This window comes from Asaia sp. SF2.1, from assembly GCF_000505765.1.
Classification (GTDB): Bacteria; Pseudomonadota; Alphaproteobacteria; order Acetobacterales; family Acetobacteraceae; genus Asaia; species Asaia bogorensis.
This window is the reverse complement of the sequence record NZ_AYXS01000004.1, coordinates 41,515-43,626: the sequence shown is the minus strand read 5'-3', so window position 1 is coordinate 43,626 and position 2,112 is coordinate 41,515. Positions and strand designations below refer to the sequence as shown.

General features: G+C 63.0%; 1 protein-coding gene. It reads right to left on the bottom strand.

Annotated elements, in window-relative coordinates; genetic code table 11:
• A partial coding sequence (gcvP, locus tag P792_RS24020; RefSeq protein ID WP_023977829.1) for an aminomethyl-transferring glycine dehydrogenase occupies positions 1-2,066 on the bottom strand: 2,066 nt, incomplete at its 3' end.
• Positions 2,067-2,112 lie beyond the last annotated feature (46 nt).

Below are 2,112 nucleotides of genomic sequence, written 5' to 3'. Positions count from 1 at the left end.
CCGTCCAGATAGACCTGACCGCCAGCCTCGTGCACGAGATCGCAGATCTCCATCACCGCTTCCTCATACACGCCATGCGTCGAGGGATAGGTGAGCATGAGGGCCGCAATGCGCCCTTCGTGCTGCGCGATCTTCTTGCGCAGATCCTCCAGATCGACATTGCCCGCGGCATCGCAGGCGGTCACGACCACGCGCATGCCGACCATCTGGGCGGAAGCCGGGTTGGTGCCGTGCGCCGAGGCCGGAATGAGGCACACATCGCGCTCGCTCTGGCCATTGGCCTGATGATAGGCGCGAATGGCGAGCAGCCCGGCATATTCACCCTGCGCACCGGAATTGGGCTGGAGCGAAACCGCGTCATACCCGCTCACGGCGCAAAGCGCATGTTCGAGGATACCGAACAGCTCAAGATAACCTGCAGTCTGATCGGCAGGCGCAAAGGGATGAAGCGCCCCGAATTCCGGCCAGGTGATGGGGATCATTTCGGCTGTGGCGTTCAGCTTCATGGTGCAGGAGCCGAGCGGAATCATGGTGCGATCAAGCGCCAGATCCATGTCGGACAGACGACGCATATAGCGCAGCAGGTCCGTCTCGGAGCGATGCGCATGGAATACGGCGGCCGTCATGAAGGCCCCGCTGCGCGTCAGCGCTTCCGGGATCGTGGTGGCGCCATCAAGCTTGGCCTCAAGCGCGGCAAGACGCGCCTCATCGGGGCAGAAGCAGCGCCACAGCGCCTTGATATGGCTCGCCTCAGTGGTTTCATCACACGCAATGCCAAGACGCCCCTGACCGGCATCGCGCAGATTGATCCCGGCCTTGCGGGCGCGCTCGAGCACGAGGGCCGCGGACTCACCGGCTTCGACCGTGATGGTGTCGAAGAAAACGCTGGTCTCGACCTTGACGGCCAGTTCGCGCAGGCCTTCAGCCAGAATGGAGGCAAGGCGGTTCACACGATGCGCAATGGCACGCAGGCCCTCGGGCCCATGATAGACGGCGTACATTGAGGCAATGACCGCTAGAAGCACCTGTGCCGTGCAGATGTTCGAGGTCGCCTTCTCGCGGCGGATATGCTGTTCGCGGGTCTGAAGCGCAAGGCGATAGGCCGAAGCCCCGCGGCTGTCGCGCGATACGCCAACCAGACGGCCCGGCATGGTGCGCTTATAGGCGTCACGCACGGCCATGAACCCGGCATGGGGGCCACCGAAGCCCATTGGTACGCCAAAGCGTTGCATGGAGCCGATGGCGATATCGGCGCCCAGCTTGCCGGGCGCTTCAAGCATGACAAGGGCCAGCGGGTCGCAGGTAAGGGCCGCAATGGCACCCTTTTCGTGCAGCGAGGCAATCACCGCACGGAAATCACGCACTTCACCCGAGCTGCCCGGATAGGAAAGCAGCGCACCAAAAACGGCTTCAGGATCGAGATCGGTTTCAGGGTTACCAAGCTGAATGGTCCAGCCCAAAGGCTCGGCGCGTGTCCGCAGCACCGCAAGCGTCTGGGGATGCGTGTCGGAATCGACGAAGAATACCGTGCTCTTGGTCTTGGCGTTGCGCTGGGCGAGCGCCATGGCTTCGGCGCAGGCCGTGGCCTCGTCCAGAAGCGAGGCATTGGCGATATCGAGCCCGGTCAGATCACAGACCAGCGTCTGGAAGTTCAGCAGCGCTTCAAGACGGCCCTGGCTGATCTCCGGCTGATACGGCGTATAGGCCGTGTACCAGGCCGGATTCTCCAGAATGTTGCGCTGGATGACGGGAGGCAGGATCGTGCCGTGATAGCCCTGCCCGATCATGGACTGCATGACCACATTGCGGCTTGCGATCTGCTTCAGCCGCGCCAGCGCCTCGCTCTCGGTCAGCGCGGGGCCGACGCCAGAGGCCTTGCGGTCCAGAATGGCAGAAGGCACCGTCTGCTCGATCAGCGCGTCGATGCTTGTCACACCGAGCGTCTTGAGCATGGAAACGACTTCGCCAGGGCGCGGGCCGTTATGGCGTGAGACGAACTGGTCGTCTTCATGCGCGGGCCACAGCGATGTATTGGGCGACGTATTGAGCGGGGCGTTACGGGTCACGTCTCGGCAGATCCTTGTCAGGAACGCAAACGAGTCAGGACGGCAC